This window comes from Enterobacter asburiae (assembly GCF_001521715.1).
Taxonomy (GTDB): Bacteria; Pseudomonadota; Gammaproteobacteria; order Enterobacterales; family Enterobacteriaceae; genus Enterobacter; species Enterobacter asburiae.
This window is the reverse complement of the sequence record NZ_CP011863.1, coordinates 534,920-551,397: the sequence shown is the minus strand read 5'-3', so window position 1 is coordinate 551,397 and position 16,478 is coordinate 534,920. Positions and strand designations below refer to the sequence as shown.

The 16,478-nt window shown below is 56.1% G+C and carries 15 protein-coding genes; 4 read left to right on the top strand and 11 right to left on the bottom strand.

Translation table 11 applies throughout. The features are described 5' to 3' along the window. Positions 1-27 precede the first annotated feature (27 nt). Positions 28-1,284, top strand: a complete 1,257-nt coding sequence (locus ACJ69_RS02740) for a DUF1479 domain-containing protein (protein ID WP_059346388.1) — start codon at positions 28-30, stop codon at positions 1,282-1,284. Here ACJ69_RS02740 and ACJ69_RS02735 read toward each other — a convergent pair. After that, on the bottom strand, positions 1,281-2,354 hold the full coding sequence (locus ACJ69_RS02735) for a LacI family DNA-binding transcriptional regulator (protein ID WP_054830232.1): 1,074 nt from the start codon (positions 2,352-2,354) through the stop codon (positions 1,281-1,283). The genes ACJ69_RS02740 and ACJ69_RS02735 overlap by 4 nt on opposite strands. 288 nt (positions 2,355-2,642) lie before the next feature. Between ACJ69_RS02735 and ACJ69_RS02730 the strand changes: the two genes are divergently transcribed. Both ACJ69_RS02730 and ACJ69_RS02725 read left to right on the top strand, forming a co-directional pair. Beyond that, positions 2,643-3,944 (top strand): MFS transporter, encoded by a 1,302-nt coding sequence (locus tag ACJ69_RS02730; protein WP_023335029.1) that lies wholly within the window; start codon positions 2,643-2,645, stop codon positions 3,942-3,944. Positions 3,945-3,961: 17 nt separating this feature from the next. Next, complete coding sequence (locus ACJ69_RS02725) at positions 3,962-6,325, top strand: glycoside hydrolase family 31 protein (protein ID WP_059346387.1); 2,364 nt, start codon at positions 3,962-3,964, stop codon at positions 6,323-6,325. Positions 6,326-6,415: 90 nt separating this feature from the next. Here the strand turns inward: ACJ69_RS02725 and ACJ69_RS02720 are convergent, their stop codons facing one another. After that, positions 6,416-8,011 (bottom strand): ABC-F family ATPase, encoded by a 1,596-nt coding sequence (locus tag ACJ69_RS02720; protein WP_029740603.1) that lies wholly within the window; start codon positions 8,009-8,011, stop codon positions 6,416-6,418. 222 nt (positions 8,012-8,233) lie between these two features. On the opposite strand from ACJ69_RS02720, the gene ldtB reads away from it, so the two are divergent. Further along, positions 8,234-9,154 (top strand): L,D-transpeptidase, encoded by a 921-nt coding sequence (gene ldtB / locus ACJ69_RS02715; RefSeq protein WP_029740604.1) that lies wholly within the window; start codon positions 8,234-8,236, stop codon positions 9,152-9,154. A gap of 42 nt (positions 9,155-9,196) precedes the next feature. Here the strand turns inward: ldtB and ACJ69_RS02710 are convergent, their stop codons facing one another. The 9 genes from ACJ69_RS02710 to ACJ69_RS02670 all read right to left on the bottom strand — a co-directional run bounded on the left by ACJ69_RS02710 (position 9,197) and on the right by ACJ69_RS02670 (position 16,473). Continuing rightward, a complete protein-coding gene (locus ACJ69_RS02710) occupies positions 9,197-9,913 on the bottom strand; it encodes a GntR family transcriptional regulator (protein WP_054830296.1) in 717 nt (238 codons plus the stop codon). A gap of 15 nt (positions 9,914-9,928) precedes the next feature. After that, positions 9,929-11,251: a PTS sugar transporter subunit IIC gene (locus tag ACJ69_RS02705; protein WP_054830297.1), complete on the bottom strand. Its 1,323-nt coding sequence runs from the start codon at positions 11,249-11,251 to the stop codon at positions 9,929-9,931. Positions 11,252-11,302: 51 nt separating this feature from the next. Next, on the bottom strand, positions 11,303-12,679 hold the full coding sequence (locus ACJ69_RS02700) for a glycoside hydrolase family 1 protein (protein WP_059346386.1): 1,377 nt from the start codon (positions 12,677-12,679) through the stop codon (positions 11,303-11,305). Positions 12,680-12,905: 226 nt separating this feature from the next. After that, positions 12,906-13,505 (bottom strand): helix-turn-helix transcriptional regulator, encoded by a 600-nt coding sequence (locus ACJ69_RS02695; RefSeq protein WP_059346385.1) that lies wholly within the window; start codon positions 13,503-13,505, stop codon positions 12,906-12,908. Positions 13,506-13,591: 86 nt separating this feature from the next. Continuing rightward, entirely contained in the window at positions 13,592-14,362 is a 771-nt protein-coding gene (locus ACJ69_RS25115) for a PapG chaperone-binding domain-containing protein (RefSeq protein ID WP_153252534.1), read from the bottom strand. Positions 14,363-14,375: 13 nt separating this feature from the next. Next, positions 14,376-14,903, bottom strand: a complete 528-nt coding sequence (locus ACJ69_RS02685; protein WP_071886544.1) for a fimbrial protein — start codon at positions 14,901-14,903, stop codon at positions 14,376-14,378. Between the two features lie 9 nt (positions 14,904-14,912). Continuing rightward, positions 14,913-15,326, bottom strand: coding sequence for a fimbrial protein (locus ACJ69_RS02680; RefSeq protein ID WP_081051453.1), 414 nt, complete (start codon positions 15,324-15,326; stop codon positions 14,913-14,915). Between the two features lie 65 nt (positions 15,327-15,391). Then, positions 15,392-15,883 carry a fimbrial protein gene (locus ACJ69_RS02675; protein ID WP_059346383.1) on the bottom strand — a complete coding sequence of 164 codons (492 nt, stop codon included), beginning with the start codon at positions 15,881-15,883 and terminating at the stop codon, positions 15,392-15,394. A gap of 8 nt (positions 15,884-15,891) precedes the next feature. Next, positions 15,892-16,473 (bottom strand): fimbrial protein, encoded by a 582-nt coding sequence (locus ACJ69_RS02670; RefSeq protein WP_054830301.1) that lies wholly within the window; start codon positions 16,471-16,473, stop codon positions 15,892-15,894. Positions 16,474-16,478 lie beyond the last annotated feature (5 nt).

Genomic DNA, 16,478 nt, shown 5'->3' with positions numbered 1-16,478 from the left:
CTTTCGAATGAAAGATGCGAGGCAGTTATGACCTTTACCAGTGAAACTTTGCCAGCGGATCACAAAGCGGCAATCCGTCAGTTAAAACGTGAGCTGCGCGCGCAGATCGGCGACGTGCAGGCGGTGTTTAATAAGCTCAGCGACAAAATTGCCACCCGCGTGGCGGAAATCAACGCTCTTAAGAACAAAGGCGAATCCGTCTGGCCGGTGATCCCGTTTGCGGATGTGAAAAACGGCACGATTACAGACGCACAGCGCGAAGTCGTTAAACGCCGCGGCTGCGCGGTCATTAAAGGTCATTTCCCGCGCGAGCAGGCGCTGGCGTGGGATCGGTCGATGCTCGACTACCTCGATCTGAATAAGTTTGACGAGGTCTACAAAGGTCCGGGCGATAACTTCTTCGGCACCCTGACGGCCTCCCGCCCGGAGATTTACCCGATTTACTGGTCGCAGGCGCAGATGCAGGCGCGCCAGAGCGAAGAGATGGCGCAGGTGCAGTCGTTCCTGAACCGTTTATGGACATTCGAGAGCAACGGCAAGCAGTGGTTCAACCCGGACGTGAGCGTGATTTACCCGGACCGTATCCGCCGCCGTCCGCCGGGAACCACCTCGAAAGGGCTGGGTGCGCATACCGACTCCGGCGCGCTGGAGCGCTGGCTGCTTCCGGCCTATCAGCAGGTGTTTGCCCGCGTGTTCGACGGCAACGTCGATAAGTACGATCCGTGGAACGCCGCGCACCGTACCGAAGTGGAAGAGTACACCGTCGATAACACCACCAAATGCTCCGTTTTCCGGACCTTCCAGGGCTGGACGGCCCTGTCGGACATGATCCCAGGTCAGGGGCTGCTGCACGTGGTGCCCATCCCGGAAGCGATGGCCTATATACTGCTGCGGCCGCTGCTGGACGACGTGCCGGAAGACGAGCAGTGCGGCGTGTCGCCGGGGCGCGTGCTGCCGGTTTCCGAGAAGTGGCACCCGCTGCTGATCGAGGCGCTGACCAGCATTCCGGCACTCGAGGCAGGCGATTCCGTGTGGTGGCACTGCGATGTGATCCACTCCGTCGCGCCGGTGGAAAATCAGCAGGGCTGGGGCAACGTGATGTACATCCCTGCCGCGCCGATGTGCGAGAAAAACCTCGCCTACGCGAAGAAGGTCAAGGAAGCGCTGGAAACCGGCGCGTCGCCGGGAGACTTCCCGCGCGAGGATTATGAAAAGAGCTGGCAGGACCGCTTTACCGTGAACGATCTCAACATCCACGGCAAGCGCGCGCTGGGTATGGTCTAACTGTCGTACAGCCCTTCCCGCTCCACGGCGGTGCGTCGTTTCCCCTGACGTATCCGCCGTACCGATTCCCGCACGGCCAGCGTGCCGTTAAGCAGTAACGTCCCCACCGGCGCGTCCGGGCGCATGAGCCGCTGCTGGAGCATATAAACCGCTTCTGTTCCCAGCTCATCGCGGGGGACATGCACGGCCGTCAAAGGCACATCCTGGATTGCCGCCAGGTTAAAGCCGTCAATGCTCATCACCGACACGTCCTGCGGCACGCGCAGGCCGTGGTTTTGTAAGGCGCTAATGGTGCCCGCCGCCATGAAGTCGCCGCCAACCAGGAACGCGGTAGGTAAATCCTTCCCCCGCACTTCACTGAGCCAGCTGCTGACCATCTGTTCCGTTTCGCGCGCGCTGAAGCTGGGCACCACCAGCAGATCGCGTTTATCGTTGAATTTCAGGTTGTGAGACTGCCACGCGTCGCGGATCCCCGCCAGGCGCAGCTCCATGGTGTAGCGGCGCAGGCACAGCACGTTCATCACCTCACGATGTCCCATTTCGAACAGATATTCCGCCGCCCGCTCGCCAATGGCGCGATGATCCGGCGCGACGGCAGGCAGACGCACGTGCCGGTCGCGGCAGTTAATCAGCATGCAGGGTTTACCGACGTCCACTGCCAGATCGTGGATATGGGGATCGTCGATGCCAAGAAGGATTGCCGCCTGGGTATCCCCTTCGTTCATGCGTGCCAGAAACAGCTGGGCGTCGCTGTCGTTCTCCTCCAGCGCGCAGTAGCGAAGGCGCACATCGTGGGACGCCAGGCCTTTACTCACACTTTGGATCACGCGGTAGTAAAAGATGTCGGACCGCTCGTCAAACGCCCGCTGCGGGGCAAAAACCACCAGGCTATTAAGCAGCAGGCGCCCTGCCGCCATACCGTCCATCACCCCCAGCTCTCGCGCGCACACCAGCACCTTCGCGCGTGCTTTTTCACTGGTATTCGCTTTTCCCGCCAGCACCCGCGACACGGTGCTGATCGAGAGCTGCGTCCGGGCCGCGATTTCGGTGATTTTTAGCCTTTTGTCCATTTTGTGATCTGGCTCCATTTGCGAAATGAAAAAATTTTCATAGCGTATTGGTCAGGCAATAGCTGACATAAAGGCCATCATGCCAGAGGGTTTATGTCAGTTATGAGAAATTTTGCACAAAATCCACTTTTGCCCACTCATTTTCTTCCTTAAGGTGAACTTGTCACACAACTTCCATACTAGTTGTATACCAACTTAGGCATTTTAAACGGATAGAAATCAAAGGCATAAAAATCCGTGTGACACCTGAACCTCCGTCCCCTTACCGTCCGTCTTGTGGAGAGTAAAATGAGTCAGGACATCAATAACACCGTAGCGACAAGCAAAACCCGTCGCGTCATCAAGAACCTGCGCTGGTACGTGCTGGTGCTGTTCTTACTTGGCGTCACCGTTAACTACATCACCCGAAACTCACTCGGGATCCTCGCCCCGGAACTGAAAGAGAGCCTCGGGATCACCACCGAGCAATACTCCTGGATCGTCGGCGCGTTCCAGATCGCCTATACCATTTTCCAGCCCCTGTGCGGCTGGCTGATTGACGTCATCGGCCTGAAGATTGGCTTTATGGTCTGCGCCGGGATCTGGGCGCTGATGTGTATTTTCCACGCGGGCGCCGGAAGCTGGCTGCACCTCGCTATTCTGCGCTTCTTTATGGGTGCCTCTGAGGCCGCCGCTACCCCGGCAAACGCCAAAACCATCGGCGAATGGTTTCCGAAATCAGAGCGACCTGTTGCCGCCGGCTGGGCTGGCGTGGGCTTCTCCATCGGCGCGATGCTGGCTCCGCCTATCATCTACTTTGCTCACGCATCGTTCGGCTGGCAGGGCGCGTTTATGTTTACCGGCGTGCTGGCGCTGCTGTGGGTGATCCTCTGGTGGGCGTTCTACCACAACCCGGAGCAGCACCCGAACCTGAGCAAGGACGAGCTGGCGTTTATCAAGCAGGACAACGAACCGCCTGCGGTGAGACTGCCCTTCCTGACCGCGCTGAAAACCGTCTCGAAAAACAAACGCTTCTACGGTATCGCCATTCCGGCCTTTATGGCTGAACCCGCCTGGGCGGTGCTGAGCTTCTGGGTGCCGCTGTACCTCGCCAAAGAGCACGGCATGGATCTGAAGCAGATTGCGATGTTTGCCTGGCTGCCGTTCCTCGCCGCCGACCTCGGCAGCGTGGCGAGCGGCTACCTGACGCGTCTGTACACCCGTCTGTTCGGCTGCTCGCGCGTTAACTCGGTCGTTGCCAGCTCCGTGACGGGCGCGTTCCTGATGATCTCGCTGGGCATCGTGGCCATTACCCGCGACCCGTATATCACCATCGTGCTGATCTCCATCGGCGGCTTCGGGCACCAGATTATCTCCTGCATGCTGAGCGCCCTGGTCGTTGAGTCGTTCGACAAAGGCCAGATGGCGACCGTAAACGGCATGCGAGGCTCTGCGGCGTGGATCGCCAGCTTCCTGTTCTCGCTGTTAATCGGGGTGACCGCCGACAAAATCGGCTTTAACCCGCTCTTTATTGCCATGGGCTTCTTTGACCTGATTGGCGCTGTCTTCCTGGTAGCATTTATTGCTGAACGTCGCGCCAAGCGCGCCTGATAGTGGATGTATTGCATATGAAAACCCTGAAAAACTGGACCCTTGATACGCAGTCGGCAAACCATCTGGAACTGCTGGTCGATAACCAGCACCGCCTGTGCCTGTATGTGCTGGAAGAGAACCTGTTCCGCGTGCTGATCAAACGCAAAGGCGGGCTGGCGCTGGACCGCACCTGGAGCATCGCGCCGGAAAAAGACGTGCCGTGGGAAGGCCGCCCTCGTGACGATATAAGCGGTTTCTCCTGCCCGGCCTGGACCCTGACGCAGCAGGATGAGACGCTCACCGTGGCAACCGAACAGCTGCGCGTGACGGTCCACCAGCCGCTGTGGCTGGAGTGGCACTACCGCAATGAGGCGGGCGAGTGGCAGCCGCTGGTCAACGACCGTCCAACCAGCGCCTACCTGCTGAACGCCCACGGCGACGGCGTGGCGCATTACCTCAGCCGCCGCAAGGACGAGCGTTTCTATGGCCTTGGCGAAAAAGCGGGCGATCTGCAGCGCAACGGCAAGCGCTATGAGATGCGCAACCTCGACGCCATGGGGTACAACGCGGCCAGCACCGACCCGCTCTACAAGCATATTCCGTTCACTATCGCCCGCCGCGACGATATCAGCTACGGCCTGTTCTACGACAACCTGAGCAGCTGCTGGCTGGATCTGGGCAACGAGATCGACAACTACCACACCGCCTACCGTCGCTGGCAGGCGGAAGCGGGCGACATCGATTACTACATCTTTACCGGCACGCGCGTGCTGGACGTCACCAAAGCCTTCGTGCGCCTGACCGGGAAAACGCTGTTCGGACCGAAGTGGAGCCTGGGCTACAGCGGCTCGACCATGCACTACACCGACGCGCCGGACGCGCAAAACCAGCTGATGAACTTCATCCGCCTGTGCGAAGAGCACGCCATTCCGTGCGACTCGTTCCAGCTCTCCTCCGGCTATACCTCCATCAACGGCAAGCGCTACGTATTTAACTGGAACTATGACAAGGTGCCGCAGCCGAAGGTGATGAGCCAGGCCTTCCACGACGCCGGGCTGAAGCTGGCGGCCAACATCAAGCCGTGCCTGCTGCAGGACCATCCGCGCTATAACGAAGTGGCGGAGAGCGGCCTGTTCATTCGCGATTCAGAAACCGATGCACCGGAACGTTCCAGCTTCTGGGATGACGAAGGCTCGCACCTCGACTTTACCAACCCGCAGACGGTGCAGTGGTGGCAGAACGGCGTGACCACGCAGCTGCTGGAGATGGGCATCGACTCTACCTGGAACGACAACAACGAATATGAAGTGTGGGACGGAGAAGCGCGCTGCTTTGGCTTCGGCAAGGAGATCGCCATCAAGCACATTCGCCCGGTGATGCCGCTGCTGATGATGCGCGCCTCGCTGGAAGCGCAGCAGCGTTTCGCGCCGGAAAAACGTCCGTATCTCATCTCCCGCTCCGGCTGCGCCGGGATGCAGCGCTACGTTCAGACCTGGAGCGGCGACAACCGCACCAGCTGGGACACCCTGCGCTATAACATCCGCATGGGGCTGGGCATGAGCCTGTCCGGCCTGTTCAACGTCGGCCATGACGTCGGCGGTTTCTCCGGCGACAAGCCTGACGCCGAGCTGTTCGTGCGCTGGGTGCAGAACGGCGTGATGCACCCGCGCTTTACCATTCACTCGTGGAACGATGACCACACCGTGAACGAGCCGTGGATGTACCCGGGCGTCACGCCAGCCATTCGCGGTGCGGTTGAGCTGCGCTACCGCCTGCTGCCGTACCTCTACACCCTGCTCTGGCAGGCGCATGCCGACGACGAGCCGATGCTGCGCCCGACCTTCCTCGACCACGAGCACGATGCGCAGACGTTTGAGGAGTGCGATGACTTCCTGCTGGGCCGCGACCTGCTGGTCGCCAGCGTCGTCGAAGCCGGGCAGCGCGAGCGCCGCGTCTGGCTGCCGGAGAACGACACCGGCTGGTATGATTTTTACACCCACGCGTGGTATGCGGGCGGCCAGTCGATCGTCCTCGACGCGCCGCTGGAAAAACTGCCGCTGCTGGTGCGCGCCGGTGCCGGTCTGCCGCTGAGCGAACGCATTACCCACGTGTCCGCTGAAAAAGACAACACCCGCGAGCTGAAGCTGTTCCCGGTGAAGGGCGTCGGGACAACCTCAGGCATGCTGTTTGAAGACGACGGCGAAAGCTGGGGCTATCAGAACGGCAATGCGCTGTGGGTGGAGTGGGAAATGGTGTGTGACGGCGCAACCATCAACCTGAAGGTCAATGCGCGCGGGGATTATCGTCCGGCGTGGAAAGCGCTTAAGGTGTCGCTACCTGTAGGGGAAAAACGTACGCTGCTGGTGAACGGAGTTGAAGGGGGCGAGTGGGTGGTGTAGTGCGGCCTGATGCCCTCACCCTAACCCTCTCCCACAGGGAGAGGGAATAGAACGTAGGCCGGGTAAGGCGAAGCCGCCACCCGGCTTTTTTTAGTTCTCGATACCTTTACTGCGCAGGTAATCTTCATAGTTACCGGTGAAGTCCACCACGCGCTCTGGCGTAATTTCGATCACGCGGGTCGCCAGCGAGCTGACGAACTCACGGTCGTGAGAGACGAAGATCAGGGTACCCTGATACATCTCCAGCGCCATGTTCAGGGATTCGATAGATTCCATGTCCAGGTGGTTAGTCGGTTCGTCCATCACCAGGATGTTTGGTTTTTCCATCATCAGCTTGCCGAACAGCATGCGCCCCTTCTCGCCACCGGAGAGCACCTTAGCCGGTTTTTTGATGTCGTCCTGGCTGAACAGCAGACGACCCAGAATGCTGCGCACCGCCTGCTCGTCGTCGCCTTCCTGCTTCCACTGGCTCATCCAGTCGAAGACGGTGAGGTCGTTTTCGAACTCGTACTCATGGTCTTGCGCGTAGTAGCCAATCTGCGCGTTTTCAGACCACTTCACGGTGCCGTTGTCCGGCTGCAGTTCGCCCACCAGGGTTTTCAGCATGGTGGATTTACCCACGCCGTTGGCACCGAGGATGGCAATCTTCTCGCCCACTTCCAGCAGCAGGTTGAATTTTTTAAACAGCGGGCCGTTCTCAAAGCCTTTTTCAAGAGCTTCCACTTCCAGCGCGTTACGGAACAGTTTCTTGTCCTGCTCGAAGCGGATGAACGGGTTCTGACGGCTGGAGGCTTTGACTTCGTCCAGCTTGATTTTGTCGATCTGACGCGCACGCGAGGTCGCCTGACGCGACTTAGAGGCGTTAGCGCTAAAGCGGCTGACGAAGGACTGCAGGTCAGCAATCTGCGCTTTCTTCTTGGCGTTATCCGCCAGCAGACGTTCACGCGCCTGGGTGGCCGCCGTCATGTATTCGTCGTAGTTGCCCGGGTAAACGCGCAGCTCGCCGTAGTCCAGATCCGCCATGTGCGTACAGACCATGTTCAGGAAGTGACGGTCGTGCGAGATGATGATCATGGTGCTGTCGCGATCGTTCAGCGTCTGCTCCAGCCAGCGGATGGTGTCGATGTCCAGGTTGTTCGTCGGTTCGTCGAGCAGCAGGATGTCCGGGTTAGAGAACAGCGCCTGTGCCAGCAGCACGCGCAGCTTCCAGCCTGGTGCAACTTCGCTCATCGGGCCGTAATGCTGTTCAACCGGAATGCCCACGCCCAGCAGCAGCTCGCCCGCGCGCGCTTCCGCAGAGTAGCCGTCCATCTCGCCGTACTGCGTTTCCAGCTCGGCCACTTTATAGCCGTCTTCTTCGCTCATTTCTGCCAGCGCGTAGATGCGATCGCGCTCCTGCTTCACTTCCCACAGTTCCCCATGCCCCATGATCACGGTGTCAAGCACGGTGAACTCTTCGAAGGCGAACTGATCCTGACGCAGCTTACCGATACGCTCGTTAGGGTCGAGCGATACGTTGCCGAGCGTCGGCTCCAGGTCACCGCCGAGGATCTTCATAAAGGTGGATTTTCCGCTACCGTTGGCACCAATCAGGCCGTAACGGTTGCCGCCGCCAAATTTGACGGAAATGTTTTCGAACAGCGGCTTACTGCCAAACTGCATAGTGACGTTGCTGGTAACTAACACGGGGAGATTCCTGCGAAAAGTGTGATAAACACGGCATTATGCCACAATTCCGAATTGAGATCCCGTGTTGCGGCAATCCACTAAACTTTAACAAAATCGAAAAAAATGTGATTTCGTACACATCTGAATTCCCTGTAAGCGGGAATGCACATATAATGCGCTCCCATCACAGATTCAGACTTATCAACTCATCGCCAGAATGGCTTAGATACCTCGCACAACATGAACATGAAATTAACAACGCTTTTTGCGGCGGCGTTAGCCGTAGTAGGTTTTTGTAAGACCGCGTCTGCGGTGACGTATCCCCTGCCAACAGACGGTAGCCGTCTGGTAGGCCAGAACCAGGTTGTGACGGTACCAGAAGGTAACTCTCAGCCACTGGAGTATTTCGCTGCGCAGTACCAGCTGGGCCTGTCTAACATGCTGGAAGCGAACCCGGGCGTTGACCCGTATCTGCCGAAAGCGGGTACCGTGCTGAATATCCCTCAGCAGCTGATCCTGCCGGATACCGTTCATGAAGGTATCGTGATTAACAGCGCCGAAATGCGTCTGTATTACTACCCGAAAGGCACCAACACCGTTATCGTGCTGCCAATCGGTATCGGCCAGCTGGGTAAAGACACCCCGATGAACTGGACCACCAAAGTTGAGCGTAAGAAAGCGGGCCCAACCTGGACGCCGACCGCTAAAATGCACGCGGAATACATCGCTGCGGGCGAACCGCTGCCAGCCGTTGTGCCGGCAGGCCCGGATAACCCAATGGGTCTGTACGCGCTGTACATTGGCCGCCTGTACGCTATCCACGGCACCAACGCCAACTTCGGTATCGGCCTGCGCGTAAGCCACGGCTGCGTGCGCCTGCGTAACGACGACATCAAGTTCCTGTTCGAAAACGTGCCGGTCGGTACGCGCGTGCAGTTCATCAACGAACCGGTGAAAGCGACCTCTGAGCCAGACGGCAGCCGCTACATCGAAGTGCACAACCCGCTGTCCACCAGCGAAGACCAGATCAACAACAACGAAATCGTCCCTGTTACGCTGAACAGCGCGGTGCAGGCGGTGACTTCTCAGCCAGACGTAGAAACGGCGATTGTTGACCAGGCCGTGCAGAACCGCTCCGGTATGCCGGTGCGTTTGAACTGATAAAGAAGCATTAAAAAAGCGGGCCTCGTTGCCCGCTTTTTTTTATCCGTTATTCACGATCACGATCCCGCCGTGGTCGTACCGATAGTGGCAGTGCGCATACTCCAGCGGCGTGCCATCCTCCAGATAAATCACCTGCTCCACTTCCAGTACGGGATCGGTCTGCTCGCAGACCAGATGCTCCCTGTCCAGCGCGTTGGGTTTAAGCGCCCGCACCACCCGATACGACCCCATAATTTTCAACGCCAGCGTCTCCTGCACGTACTGGAACACTGAACCTTCAAGATGGTTTTTCGTCAGGCCCGGCACCAGATTCATCGGCATCACCGTGGAATCCAGCGACATCGGTTCGCCGTTCAGCAAACGGAGTCGAATGAAGTCATAGATCGGCGCATCGGCGTTAATCATCAGCGACGCCTGCTCTTTGTCGTTCGGGAAGCGCAGCTCGAAATGCACCACCCGGCTGGTCACCGTTCCCAGATGTTCCCAGGTTTTGGTCGCACCAAAGTAGTCGCTGCCGGAGAGATCCCACTGCGAGAGCTGAAGAAAGTTTTTGCGGATGAACGTGCCCTGCCCCTGACGGGTATAGACCAGACCTTCGACGATCAGCTGGCGCATCGCCTGCTGAATGGTCATCCGGCTGGAGCTGAACTCCGCCGCCAGCGCAAACTGGTCCGGCAGGGGTTCGTTGGCGGCGTACTGCTGGCTAATAATGCGTTTCTTAATTTCCCGCGCTATGGTGATGTACTTCGCCGCCATCGTCCTTCCTTTCAGTTAGTTTTCTATCCCGCTGTTTTTCAACGCCACTCTCTCGGCAATCTTGAGGAAAGGCAGGTAGAAGAATACACCAAATACGATGATTGCCAACTGCACCACCACCGCCCGCCAGTCCCCCGCCGTCGCCAGCCAGGCGCTGAGAATTGGCGGCGTGGTCCACGGGATCATCACCACGCAGCGCGACATTAACCCCAGCGTGGTACAGAGCCAGGCGAAGTAAATGCCGATGGCGGGCAGCAGCACAAACGGGATCATCAGCGGCAGGTTAAACACGATCGGCAGGCCGAAAATCACCGGCTCGTTGATGTTGAATAAACCGGGCGCCAGCGACAGACGCGCCACCTGCTTCGCCGATTTTTGTCTGGAGAAGATAAAGATGGCAATCAGCAGCGAGATCGTGCTGCCCGTGCCGCCCACCATGCCAAACGTCGGCACGAAGATGTTGTTGATGATATGCGGGATGGGCTGGCCGTTGGCGAAGGCCAGCATGTTCTCGTTGGTGTTGATCAGCAGGAAAGGCTCCAGCACCACGCTGTTAACGACAGACTGATGAATACCCAGCGTGAACAGGAAGTTACCGAAGCTGTAGATGAAAATCGTTCCCGGCAGGCTGGTGTTGATCAGCCGCAGCGGCTGCTGGATAAAGGTGGTAATGAGATGGATCAGGTCCGTGTGCAGCACGTTTGCCAGCACGGCCGCCAGCACGGCGAACAGGGAGAGCGTGAGGATGGTCGGGATCAGCGCGGTAAAGGATTTGCTCACCGCCGGAGGCACGTTTTCCCCTAGGGAAATGTTCAGCGCCTTCAGGCGCGAAATGGCGATAAACAGTTCCGTTGAGAGCAGCCCGATCAGCACCCCGGCGAAAATCCCGGTTGAGCCGATATTGGCGAACGTCAGCACCTGGGTGACGTTCACCGCGGCATCGCTGCCGACGGGCGTAATCTGCAGGCGCATCGGCATCATGATGATGAAGCTGCTGACGGCGATCACCACTGCCGAGACCGGATTGTCGAAATCTTTGTTGCGCGCCAGCGACCAGGCAATCATCGGCGCCAGCAGCAGCGCGGCAATGTTCAGCGTGCCGTTGATAATCGCCTCGCCCCACACCTTAAACTGCGCGAGCGTGTCGCCGTGAAAAATCCACGGAAAAACCACGTTGTTCACCAGTACCGCCAGACCGGCGAGGATGAAAATGGGCATCACCGTGGCGAAGGCGTCGCGCAGGGAGCGAAGGTGCACCTGATTAGCCAGGCGCGCCGAGAACTCAACAAATTTATCGACAAAAGACTGCATGTGCGGTGTTATTTTTGTTTCAGACATAGCGGATAGTTCCCATCAATCAGTCACAAAAACGGCCCGGCAGCGTACGGCTTACATCTCGCGTCCGTTGGTATGGATAACCTGTTTTAACCACGCGTAGCTCTTCTTCGGCACGCGCTTCAGGTCTTTCAGGTCGTGGTTTTCCCGGTTGACATAGACCACGCCGTAGCGCTTACGCATGTCGCCCTGGGAGCTGAGAATGTCGATTAACCCCCAGCCGAGGTAGCCGATTACCTCTGCCCCGTCCTCGAACATCGCCTCCTTCATGGCATTGATATGCGCCCGGTGGTAGTCGATGCGGTAGGTGTCCTCAATAGGGTTCACGCCGTCCCAGGACTCAATCACCCCGATGCCGTTTTCGATTGGGAAGACCGGCATCCGCCAGTCGTTGGCGTAGCGGGTGATGATGGTGCGAAAGCCCAGCGGATCGATCTGCCAGTTCCACTCGGTGGCCTTCAGGTAGGGGTTGTTTTTCTCGCCGTGCAGCAGGTAATAGTTCACCGGCGTGCCTTCCGGGATCGCATCGCTGTCCAGCGTTTTGCTGGCGTAGTAGCTGAAGGCCATATAGTCGTTTCTGGTGCGCGCCAGCAGCGCTAAATCCTCGGCGCGGTAGATATCGCCAAAGCCCTCCTGCTCCACCACCGCCATCACAGCAGGGCTGTAGCCCTGCCCTGCGAAGACGCGCAGCAGGTTCTGGTTGAGGAATTCGTCGTACTGCTGGGCGCAGAAGATATCGCGCGGTTTGCAGGTGGCCGGGTAGATCAGCTGGTGCGCCAGCATGCCGCCCATCAGCTGGCCCGGTCTGGTCTGGTGCAGATACTCGGTCAGCGCCATGTGCGCCACCATCGTATGGTGCTGCAACTCGTACAGCTCGCGCAGGGTTTTCTCGCCGTGCATATAGCCGGAAATACGGAACGCTTCCGGCATATGGAAGATGTTCTGCTCGTTGAAGGTCAGCCAGTACTTCACGCGGTCGCCATAGCAGTCGATCATCTTTTTGCCGTAGCGGATAAAGGCGTCCATCACGCGGCGGTCGTTGAAGCCGTTGTACTCCTGCGCCAGCGCCAGCGGCATATCGAAATGGTACAGGCAGACCATCGGCTCGATGCCGCGGGCGATGAGATCGTCAATAAAGCGGTCGTAAAACGCGATGCCCTCGTCGTTGAACGCGCCGTCGCCCTGCGGGCAGACGCGGCTCCATGAGATCTGAAAGCGGTAGCAGTTCATGCCCAGATCCTGCATCAGGTCGAAATCTTCCCGGTAGCGGTGGTAGGAGTCGGTCGCGACTTTCCAGTCGGAGATGTTCTCCCCGGCTTCGCGAATGTCGTACACCGACATCCCTTTCCCGCCCTCGTTCCAGGCCCCTTCCGTCTGCATGCTGGACACGGAGTTGCCCCATAAAAAATTGGCCGGCAGCGAATTGTTCATGCTCTCTCCCTATATGACTAGTCATTTTAAATTTCATGACTAGTCATATAGGGTAAGATTGAGACGCGATCAAACGGAAGGTTCATTTTTTGTGAGCCTTGCCGGAAAAAGAGGGATACAGACGCAATCACGTCGCCGTTACGCGGGCCCGTTTACTATCGCGTCGGGCAATTTATCTTATGAGCAAAGACAGAGTATGGATATACATCAGAAGGAAAGAGGATAATCAGAGAACTTTTATTTTTCGCATTAAACTTATAATATCAGTTAGGCTTTTCAAACCATACTTCCTATAAATAATATACTTATGAGAATATAAAGTCTTTATATTAACATCCATAAGCTTTGAAATTTCCCTCATTGATATCCCTGCTGTGACGTATTTTAATATGTTAGTTTGCTGAACAGTAAGCTTAACGTGCCTACAGTTATAACACCCAACTTTAGAAAAATACATATTTGTGAAGTTCGCTTGTAGTTTCGGTAAAACAATACGCTTTAATATATTATCCAGCCCCTGCAAGCTTAAATTATAATCAACAGGGATAATATTTTTTAGACAATTCGGCAAGTCGTTCACAACAAACTCTTGTTCAATTATACCGATAGTAATATGGGCATGATTGCAATTTATTACACCTGGGCAAGTAAATATTTCTCCACGTGCAAAGTGATGAATGCTCAGATCAGGTGAAAAATTTAACGCCCCTCCCTCACCAAATTCAAATAAAACGTCCATTCCGGCATTGTGAAAAAAAATCCTTAATCTTTCTTTTAGTCCATAGGCAAAAAAAACATCAGGAATATTGATGAGTATTTTAATCATAATCCATGATTATAGTTTGTACGATTAAAGACGAGCGCTATATTCACACGTTCGGGAAGGTAACCCCTTCCCGACGCGGAATCATATTAGTAAGGCATCATCACAATAACGCTGGACCCCGTATGGAAACCCTCTTTGGTCACGCCTGTCAGAAGATCTTTAACGGGCACCAGCGAATCGCCCTCTGGCAGATCGATTTTTGTGTTCAGCGGTTTATCAGCAACGGTTAATTCGGATTTCCCCTCATCAAGATACACATATTTATCTTTCGTAATCAGGTTGAACGTAACCGAAGCCGGTACAGAGCACTGTACACCCATCGACGTGGTGGCCACATCGCCCTCAGCCTGCTTTAACGTTATCGTCCCATGCTCAAGGACTATTTCTGGAGAGGTAATTTTGCACCATTCCTGGGCTGGTGGAATAAGCAAACAACCGCCCGGCACAAAAACGGAGCTCCATATTGTACCTAAATATGGCGTCACGATATATGCAACACATTCTTGTGGTGATGGAGAATTGCCGGTATGAGTAACATAAGCTACATTTTTCCCAGAGGTATTATATAAGTGCATAGCAATTTCACTAATCGTCTGAGATGCGTTAGTTGGTTCCTCTACTTCCCATGTACCGGTATTATCATTTGTTGTCGGGTTATGTCGATGAGTTAATTCTATATATTGCTTATCCATTACCACATCCACAGAAGGCCCTATTTCCAGAGGCTTTTGAGTAATATAGTAATGATACGTACCACCTCCAACACTTTCATTTCGAATGCTGGTAATAATTGGCCAAAGCCCTGCTTGCGCCGATATTGAAAAAAACAAGACTAGAAAAACAAAAAAACGTTTCATGCTTTTTCTCTGTTTATTGATACGTTAATACAAAAGTACTGATAGCACTGAAGTCACCAACAGCGAGCGTTTTTGCCGTAATCGCAGTAGGTCGAGCCTGAACGTAAGCGTAGAAATCAAGGTTGTTTTTGCCCTGACTCAGCTGCTTGACAGGACTGATTTTATTCACGGCCAGAGAAGAACCATCCGGCATCGAAAACCCAATCGCCACGCCTTTTGCACTGCTCGCTGGGTCAAGTGCCAGCATATCCTTGAGTTCGTTGTCCGCTTGCCCTTCAAACGTGACGCCCACTGTATTCATGAGCGAAGGATCGCAGTCTTCCAGATGGAGGGTAAACGACTGGCCCTTAGTACGCTGATACTGATAAAGATACTTAACAACAACCGTACCGAAATCGACATGAATATCCGTGTCGGCATCAGGCAGCGTACAGGGCTCAGCTACTAAGGCTCCCGAGAAGTGGACGTTTTCCGCAGCCCGCGACGCATTCACCGTCAGCATGCCGGCCAGCAAAGCCGGAAGGAATAGTACAAATTTCATGTTGGCTCCTCAGAGGTAATCCGCACGCAGCGTCATTGTGGCTTCAAACGCCCCTTCGGTGAGCGTAACCGCCGAGTCCTGCACCGGAACCGCCTCTATCTTCGGCGGCGACGCCGGGTCTGCTACAGCAACACGCTTAGCGAAGGTGGCCGCCACACCGTCCACGAGAATGTGAATGCCCAGGCCGGTTTTGTTCGTCACTACCGCAGAGCCATCAAAGGCTGCGGGCGTGGCGGTATCGATTACAATCGCCAGATTGTTAACGCTGTACCCCGCATCGCAGTCCACGCTGTAATTCACAGGTTGCTTATAGTTGATTCCATCGATTTTATTCACCCCAAGATTTGTGCCAAAAAGCACCTCAATGGTTTGACCGTTATTGATGCTACACGGGGGTGCCACCAGCGTGCCGTGAAACGCCATATTTTCAGCCGCCTGAGCGCCCAGAGACAGCAGCCCTGCCAGGCTTAACGTGATGATTCGCTTTTTCACTGGTAGTTCACCGTCATTGTTGCCCCAGCGGTAAAAGCGCCGGTCGGCAGATGTGCGCCTGGCTGCTGTACCAGCAGCGCCTTCAGCGCGGGTTTGCTGGTCGAGCTCGCCAGCGCCAGTTTCGTGTTCAGCGGATAGTCGATACCGTCCGCTTTGATGCGGATCCCCAGTTCCGGGATAGTGGTTTTGAGGATATCAGCATCAAAATCTGCCCCAGCGCCTTTAATGGTCATCGCCAACGTTTTGCTCTGGTCCGCGCTTGTGCAATCGAACGTGTAATTCACCTCTTTTTCCACAACCCCTTTCGCTACGTCGGTGGTAATCACGTTATCGCCGAAATCCACGTCAATAATTTGATTGTTGTTTATCTCGCACGGCGAGGTGTTGATGGTCACATTCACTGTAACCATTGCCGTATTCTGAGCCGCCCATGCCCCCTGATACGCCGTCAGCGCTAGCACGACGCCCAGCCATTTCATTTTGCTCATGGCGTCTCCTATTGGTAAATCATGCTGAAGTTAACCAGCGCGTGATACGGCCCGGCGACAAACGGTGCGGAAGTCCGCTCCGGTTGCAGCGTAAACGTCACCTGGTTCTGCCCCGGGTTCAGCAAAATACTGTCGCTGTTACGCGAGAGCATCACCGTTTCGCCGCGACTGTCGCGCAGGCGCAGGCCGATACCCGATGCACCCGTCACTTTAATCAGCGCCGGGTTGCTCTCGTCCTGTACCGCCGTAAATCTTGCCTTGTAAGGCGGCTGCAGCGTGCTGAAAGTCGTCGTCATCGGCGTGATGTTGGTGCTCCAGTTCGCCAGTTCCGGGCAGTCCTGCAGATAGATATTGACCTTCACCGGGGCTGCCGCTTTGCCGACCTGGTTCACGTCGGCCCGACTGGTGCTGCCGAGATCCACATCCTGCCAGGCTGAGTCCATGGTCATCCGGCAGGTGTTTTCCAGCAGATCGCCATGGACAAATAACGTGCCGGTATCTACCAGCGGCTTCTCATCTTCCGCACGGGCTGCCCCGGATACCGCGAGCAGCAGGCTAACGGCCAGAACCGTCTTCGTCATTCCGTTCATTGTTG